General features: G+C 42.0%; 9 protein-coding genes, 1 pseudogene and 1 other annotated feature. Of the genes and pseudogenes, 8 read left to right on the top strand and 2 right to left on the bottom strand.

From position 1 onward, the window contains the following. The coding region (locus JIG41_RS23270; protein ID WP_199524514.1) for a transposase at positions 1-75 on the top strand (75 nt) is incomplete at its 5' end. A 35-nt stretch (positions 76-110) separates the two neighbouring features. On the opposite strand, the gene JIG41_RS07460 is transcribed toward JIG41_RS23270, so the two are convergent. Further along, positions 111-683 carry a hypothetical protein gene (locus tag JIG41_RS07460; protein WP_055022518.1) on the bottom strand — a complete coding sequence of 191 codons (573 nt, stop codon included), beginning with the start codon at positions 681-683 and terminating at the stop codon, positions 111-113. 192 nt (positions 684-875) lie between these two features. Between JIG41_RS07460 and JIG41_RS07455 the strand changes: the two genes are divergently transcribed. The 7 genes and pseudogenes from JIG41_RS07455 to JIG41_RS07425 all read left to right on the top strand — a co-directional run bounded on the left by JIG41_RS07455 (position 876) and on the right by JIG41_RS07425 (position 6,155). Then, the gene (locus JIG41_RS07455) at positions 876-1,376 is read left to right on the top strand and encodes a hypothetical protein (RefSeq protein WP_199524512.1); all 501 of its coding nucleotides are present in this window, start codon (positions 876-878) and stop codon (positions 1,374-1,376) included. 47 nt (positions 1,377-1,423) lie between these two features. Next, complete coding sequence (locus JIG41_RS07450; RefSeq protein WP_008130909.1) at positions 1,424-1,744, top strand: transposase; 321 nt, start codon at positions 1,424-1,426, stop codon at positions 1,742-1,744. Beyond that, positions 1,702-1,818, top strand: a sequence feature (AL1L pseudoknot). Its footprint overlaps the gene before it by 43 nt. Then, positions 1,747-2,187: an IS3 family transposase gene (locus JIG41_RS22810; protein WP_082423037.1), complete on the top strand. Its 441-nt coding sequence runs from the start codon at positions 1,747-1,749 to the stop codon at positions 2,185-2,187. It overlaps the preceding feature by 72 nt. A 638-nt stretch (positions 2,188-2,825) precedes the next feature. Next, positions 2,826-4,355 carry a group II intron reverse transcriptase/maturase gene (ltrA, locus tag JIG41_RS07440; RefSeq protein ID WP_063528682.1) on the top strand — a complete coding sequence of 510 codons (1,530 nt, stop codon included), beginning with the start codon at positions 2,826-2,828 and terminating at the stop codon, positions 4,353-4,355. Positions 4,356-4,438: 83 nt separating this feature from the next. Next, positions 4,439-4,924, top strand: a pseudogene (locus JIG41_RS07435) (IS3 family transposase); the annotation flags it as partial. A gap of 172 nt (positions 4,925-5,096) precedes the next feature. Continuing rightward, the gene (locus tag JIG41_RS07430; RefSeq protein ID WP_024606317.1) at positions 5,097-5,477 is read left to right on the top strand and encodes a hypothetical protein; all 381 of its coding nucleotides are present in this window, start codon (positions 5,097-5,099) and stop codon (positions 5,475-5,477) included. A gap of 240 nt (positions 5,478-5,717) precedes the next feature. Further along, positions 5,718-6,155: a hypothetical protein gene (locus JIG41_RS07425; protein WP_013463093.1), complete on the top strand. Its 438-nt coding sequence runs from the start codon at positions 5,718-5,720 to the stop codon at positions 6,153-6,155. 43 nt (positions 6,156-6,198) lie between these two features. Here JIG41_RS07425 and JIG41_RS07420 read toward each other — a convergent pair whose 3' ends face one another. Continuing rightward, positions 6,199-6,591, bottom strand: a complete 393-nt coding sequence (locus JIG41_RS07420) for a YolA family protein (protein ID WP_199524511.1) — start codon at positions 6,589-6,591, stop codon at positions 6,199-6,201. Positions 6,592-6,916: the final 325 nt, after the last annotated feature.

Here is a 6,916-nt window from a genome sequence, read left to right as displayed (position 1 = left end):
GATGGGTACTTTGTGTGTTCTGTAGGGAATGCAAGCGCAGAGACTATACGAAAATATATCCAAGAGCAGGGGTGACACCTATTCATCCCCGCGACATCACTTTGTTCTGATCACGGGGTTTTCTCGGTGAGTTTAGATAAATTACATTCATTTATTAATAACTGACTTATAGAGTCAGACTCTTTTGATAGTGTTAGGAGCTCATCATCCTTTGAAGGGGCTGTTGAATCGTTAAGTTCTGAGTTAGAGAGAATGTTCTCGATTTCTAAAGAGTTTGATGAGAATTTTTGGCAAAATTCAATTATCTTATCGTTTTCCAATTCTCCGATATCTTTCTTGTTCCTCATGTATAACTTATAGTTCTCCGTTACAACCTCTAAAGCTGCATGTTCATAGCGTATGGTCGCTATTATTTCACTATCTTCGATTTTATAGTCAACAATACTTACCGATATCGGACGTAAAATGCGGGCCTTCTCGCTATAGCTTGATACACCTGCTTGTGAATTGCTAATAATGAAATAAGCGCCGAGCTTTTCAGCTGCTTCTTTATGTATCAAATCTACAATGTTGTATTCATTTACTGTGAGGCCGATAGTTTTAAACTTGATAACTCTCACAGTATCAGCTGCATGAGCACTATGGCTCAATACTAAAATGACTAGTAAAAATACAAATTTCATAAATCCTCCTTCAAAGTTAAAAGTATAAATTATTGAATGCAGGTTTGTAAGAATATAAAAAATACAATGAGATTTTTTCATAACCTATTGTAAAAAATTGATATTTAGTTTTGTTTTTAACATCTGCGCGAAATGAAATTCATGAAATGATTAATATAGTTTTAGCTATTGGAGATTGTTTTAATGAATTCATTGAAAGCGCTAGCAAATGGGGTTTTTCTATCGATTGTATTCCATGCACTCGGGAGTGCTTATGGTGCAGAAAAAGTTAGTGTCAATTTAACGCTAAGTAACACCACTGAGTACGACGCACAAGTAATCGAGCATCTACTTCAAAAAAAAGCTGTGGAACAAGCAAAAGTAAACCTCAACACGAATGTTATAAGCGGCAATAAATTATTGCCAAATGTAAGGGCAAAACTTAAAGAGCTAAACTTAAAGCAAGAGCTAAGCACCCTCAATGCAACGGCTACTTTTGAGTTAACTGAAGGCCCAGAGTTAATTGCTAACGAGAATACTATTAGGATTTATGACGAAGTATTTCTGTTTAATGGCATCGAAACAAAACAATCATCATTGAAAAAAAGACTCAAAGAAAAGGTGTTTGAACATAAATTCTTTGCTGATATCCAAAGCAAATTATCTAACCTAGTGACAATATCAGACTATAAAATCAAAGAACCTCAAATTTGAATCGCCCCGTGTTTGCCAGAGACTCAATAACTTGAGAAACTGGAACTATGAAAAAATCAAATCGCTATACATCAGAATTTCGTGAACGTGCAATTAGGCTTGTTACCACACAACAGCATGAATACCCTTCTCTTTGGGCTGCGCTAGTATCGATTTCAGATAAACTGGGATGTACCCCAGAAACACTTAGAGCATGGGTCAAGAAATCTCAAGCTCAACCGTCTAAACCCTCTTCTAATACGCAATCAACTGAAGAACGCCTTGCCGTCTTAGAGCGCGAGAATAAAGAGCTCAAGCGAACGAATGATATCCTGAGGCAAGCTGCCGCTTTTTTCGCCCAAGCGGAGCTCGACCGCAAACAGAAGTAATAGTGGATTTTATTGATGCTTGCAGAGAGCATTACGGTGTCGAGTCAATTTGCAAGGAATTGCCGATTGCACCATCAACGTATTATTCTCATAAACAGATACAAAGAGAGCCTGAGCGACTGTCTAACCGCAAAAAGCGTGATGCTGAGCTGATAATACTCATTCGCGAAGTGTGGGAGGATAATATGTCAGTTTATGGTGCAAGAAAAATATGGAAGCAGCTACAGCTTGACGACCATCAAGTCGCCCGCTGTACAGTCGAACGATTGATGCGAGTTATGGGAATTCAAGGTGTTCGTCGGGGTAAAGCACATAAGACAACGATACCTGACGAGCAACAAGATAAGCCACTTGATTTAGTTAATCGTCAATTTACTGCTGAGCAGCCAAATCAACTTTGGGTAGCTGACATCACCTATGGTGTGCCCGGAGTTCAGGGCTAACAAGGATGTTTAAATTGAACCACGAACCTGTCTGTAATCCATGACAATATTGGCAGGAGCCAATAAGTTATGGCTACTTCTGGTTGTGCAGAAGTATGAGTCTGAGCGGCAGTGACTTACCGTATGCTGGTAAGGTAATGTAACTCGCTGACAACGGGAAGTGAGGCGAATTCGTTAAGCCAAGATGCTTCTCTAGACTAAGTATTGGACGGATGAAGAACATGAACCGATTAATCCGCATCTGTGGGCTGAAACGTCGCCACCGTCTACACGAGTTAACAGGCGGTATGACGCTGATATTGTGCAATAAGTAGCTGCGCAATAACCGAACTGGTCAGCAAAATGTAAGTGCTTGCCAGTGGATAAACGCCAAATCACAAGTCTGCGTTTAAGCGTCATCACCTTACAGCACGATAAGGTTAAAGACTGCGATCGGCATCCCCCCCAATATGTTTGAGTTCAGGCCGGTAAACCGGGGAAGGTCTATTTGCATGCTAAGGGAGCATGACCCCGATGACAAATAGGCTGGCGGAGCGCTCGTAGTAGTCCGGGATGGGGAAAGCCCATTACATGGCGAAGGGGCGCAGCTTAATTGATTTACGTCGGCAAATTAGCTGACCTTAACGAGGTGAAGACCTTTGATAATCAGTGAAATGCAACGTAAATTGGCAACATGGACTCAAGCGGATAAATCGCGACGAGTCAATCGACTACTGCGCTTAATTAGTCATCCTCGATGGCTGAAACACGCAGCCGAAATCACCCTTGCAGCCAGAGGAGCGAAAACACCGGGCGTAGACGGGAACACTAAATTCCATCTAAAAGAAGGGTTAGATGAAGAGCTCGCCATACTCAGCCAAGCACTGAGAGATGGCTCTTATCAACCACTTCCGGCAAGGCGAATTTATATTCCCAAAACAAACGGCAAACAACGCCCTTTAGGTATTCCTACCCTGAAAGATCGCATAGTGCAACGCGCCATGCTAATGGCTATGGAGCCAATCTGGGAAAATGACTTTCACTCGTTATCCTATGGCTTCAGACCTGAACGCAGTGTGCATCACGCGTTCCGGACAGTAAAACTTCAGTTGACTGATTCCAGTCAGGAGAAAGGACGCTGGGTGATTGAAGGCGATATGTCGAGCTATTTTGATACAGTTCATCATCGATTATTGATGAAGTGCGTCCGTAAACGGATTGCCTGTAAACGGTTCAATCAGCTGCTCTGGCTCTTTATCAAGGCCGGTCATGTTGAAAAGAACCTGTTCTGTGCCACTAACCAAGGCGTACCGCAAGGTGGCGTGATCTCACCACTGCTGTCAAACATCATGCTTAATGAGTTCGATCAGTACCTGAACCAATGCTACCTTAGCAAAAAGGCACGTAAAGATCGCTGGTACTGGAACCACAGTATCAAGATCGGTCGCAAGCCTGCCCTTGAGGAGGAGCGACAATGGAAGCCTGGCGTCGCATACTGTCGTTATGCCGATGACTTTGTTGTTATCGTCAAAGGCACCAAACAACAGGCGCAGGTGATCCGAGAGCAATGCCGAGACTTTCTGGAAAGCAAACTCAAGCTTACGTTGAACATGGAGAAGACCCAAGTTACTCATGTCAATGACGGCTTTGTCTTCTTGGGACATAGAGTGATCCGCAAACGAGGCCCAAAAGGCAACATGCGTGTGGTCAGCACTATCCCGAAAGATAAAGCGAGAGCGTTTACTTGTTCGCTCAACAAAGAACTATCTGGTGACTATAGCTGTAGTCCAATCGATAAGATAGAAAAACTTAACCAGAAACTTAAAGGCTGGTCACAGTTTTACCGTCATACCGATTTCACGGCTAAGGTTTATAGTAAGATAGACAGAGCGGTATTCTGGAAACTGGCTTACTGGTTCGCAGCTAAGTTTAAAACCAGCATCAAGAAGCTAATGATGAAGTTGATCAGACGACCAGAACCCGGCAAAGCGAAAACATGGGTCTATTTCGGTAGGAGCAACAAAGGCAACTTATGCGGTCAATCACTATTTCGATTAGTGAGTAGCCCTAAACGACCTTTTAGATGGCGATTACCAGAATCGAACCCGTATTGCCGGAACGAGGACGAGGTCAGAAATACTGTCACCTCAAGATATCAAGATGTTGCAATGGCTGTTAGCCACAATTAAGTGGAGAGCCGGATGCGCTGAAAGGTGCACGTCCGGTTCGGAGAGGAGAGGTTGGGAGATAGCACGACTACGCCCCGCCTCTTACTCTACTTGCCACATGGAGTGGGTTTGTTTATGTCGCTTTCGTGATAGATGTTTTTTCACGATACATTGTAGGTTGGCGTGTATCAACGACAATGCACACAGAGCTTATTCTTGATGCGTTAGAGCAAGCTATTTGGCATCGTGGCAACCCCGAAGGGTTAATTCACCACAGCGACAGAGGCAGCCAATATTTGTCTATACGATACACTGAGCGACTTGCTGAAGCTGGAATTCAAGCGTCTGTAGGCAGTGTGGGTGACTCTTATGACAATGCATTGGCTGAAACAATAAATGGATTATTTAAAACAGAGATTATTCGCAGAAATGGCCCGTGGAAGAATGTTGATGCTGTTGAATACGCAACGTTAGAGTGGGTCAATTGGTTTAATAATCAACGCTTATTATCTTCAATTGGGTATATTTCACCAGCTCAATATGAAACAGACTACTATGATAATTTAAACGAGTCAGGTAAAGTGGCCTGACTTAAACAAACTGGTCTCCGATGAACTCGGGGCGATTCATTTGTATACATTCGACAGCGTGCCTATTATCTCATTTTGTCATACACAGTTTTCATCTAAAATAACCTGTTGCGCCTTTAAAAATAGGCGTATACGCTTTGTTTACACCCGTATACATCAGAGGTATTTTAGAATGGCTATTCTAAGCATCCGAATTGACGATAAATTAAAAGAGTCTTTAAGTAGTGAGGCGCAAAAGGAAGGTATTTCTTTATCTGAATATGTGAAGAAATCACTGGAAATTAAGAGCGTTGATACTCATATACTAGCAACAGAGAAAAACTTAAAAAGCTCTGTTGATAGTATTAAAGATTTAGCGCTCGTCTCTCAGGAGACTGTACACGAAGTTGAACTAAATATTCAGCGGCTAAATGAATCGCTTAAAAATGCAAATCACTTAAAAGAAATCAAAAAATTGAAATGGATATTGATTTCTATATCCCTCATCTTTGTATCAATCTCGATCCCAATATTTCACTTTAATATTGCTTATTTCAAAACCTTCTTTTATTAGGCTTTATCCTGAATAATTTAAGGCCTATGAGCCAAGCCTATTAGTAAATATTCCAGTTACCGGAAAGCCTTTGCCGTCCAACACCTCTGTATTAAGCTTTTCACTTTACGATGAATTACCTTCAACAACTTAATTTAAATAAACTTTTTAAAGGCGTTTTCAAAAGACTATAAGTGTATAATTATGGCGCAGGTTTTGCAGTTAATATCACTCATACGATCATACTAAGGAAAAGAACCTATGCGAGTTGATGCAAACGTACATTATTTTAATGGGAACCAGCGTACCAAGCCTTCAACAGAGGCCTCAACGTCATTTTCGGCTGCATTAACAGCAGCACAAACAGACAATGATAAGACTGACAGCAGCACAAAACAGGCGGATTTCACTAGTATGACCCGGCAAGAAATGCGGGACTGGGCCAACACTCAAATCCGCAATGGAGAAATGTCTCTCGATGACGGCAGGCCTTTCATGGCTATGACTATGAAAATACCCGTAAATGGAGGCGAACTGGCAGGTGCACACAGTGATGAAACACGATATAACTTCATTCAAAAAACGCGTGATGGCATCCAAGGCGCACTGTCACGCAATGACGAGACTACTTTGAAGATGTTAGAATCAGCTATGTCTATCATGCAAGACAAAAGTACTGGTGTTAACATTCGTATTTAGAAATATAAAAAGGCCAGAATGTCTGGCCTACATCATTAATAAATCAAAGAATACTGATCTGGACTGACATAGTATTCCATGGCGAATTAGTCGAAGTATTTTGGTATTTGAATAATCCGTTTTGATGACCATCGACATTGTATTCATTGAGGAAACCCACGACAGTTTGCCCAGCGGTACAAGGCCATGTGTAGTTACTACCAGTCACACAAACAGGCGTACTTGAGTACATTGTGGAACTCGGAAGTAACCCACCGTTCATCCAAGCAATATGATTATAACCATAACCAATTTCTAAAACAGCAGTACGCAGCTGCTCTCCCCCATGATCACATGCAGTTGTTGTCATACCAACAGTGGACTCCCACCCACAATCAGTTGAACCAACAGCATATACCCACATTGAAGATAGCGGCGGAGCTGATGCTCGAGCCATTAATTCAGACTCCATGCGGATGTTTTTGATTTCGGCAGGAGCTGGAGCATTCTGACTAGTGAGTACAGGAAGGGAGGTAATTACTTGTTGACTGCGCGGAACTTCCTCAGCATAACTCATATTACTTACACCAGTTGCTATGACTACAGATAGCAGGCCCGAATTAAATTTATTTTCATAGTCCTTGAACATTAGGCTTGCGCAATCTCACCCTTTCAAGGGCGAGTCAAGCAAGAGGTAACTAGTCTTTTTTCTGACTTAAAGCGCGTGAAGTTTTTACGGCTCTTTCACTTGGCGGTGTGTTTTGATTTTCAATGTACTGCTT

Origin of the sequence: Pseudoalteromonas sp. bablab_jr011 (assembly GCF_016464045.1) — a bacterium.
GTDB lineage: Bacteria > Pseudomonadota > Gammaproteobacteria > Enterobacterales > Alteromonadaceae > Pseudoalteromonas > Pseudoalteromonas lipolytica.
This window is presented reverse-complemented; position numbering and strand designations above follow the sequence as displayed.

Coding starts and splice junctions, on each gene's coding strand:
- JIG41_RS07460 (WP_055022518.1), bottom strand. CDS start 683: ATGAAATTTGTATTTTTACTAGTCATTTTAGTATTGAGCCATAGTGCT.
- JIG41_RS07450 (WP_008130909.1), top strand. CDS start 1,424: ATGAAAAAATCAAATCGCTATACATCAGAATTTCGTGAACGTGCAATT.
- JIG41_RS07430 (WP_024606317.1), top strand. CDS start 5,097: ATGGCTATTCTAAGCATCCGAATTGACGATAAATTAAAAGAGTCTTTA.
- JIG41_RS07425 (WP_013463093.1), top strand. CDS start 5,718: ATGCGAGTTGATGCAAACGTACATTATTTTAATGGGAACCAGCGTACC.
- JIG41_RS07420 (WP_199524511.1), bottom strand. CDS start 6,591: ATGGCTCGAGCATCAGCTCCGCCGCTATCTTCAATGTGGGTATATGCT.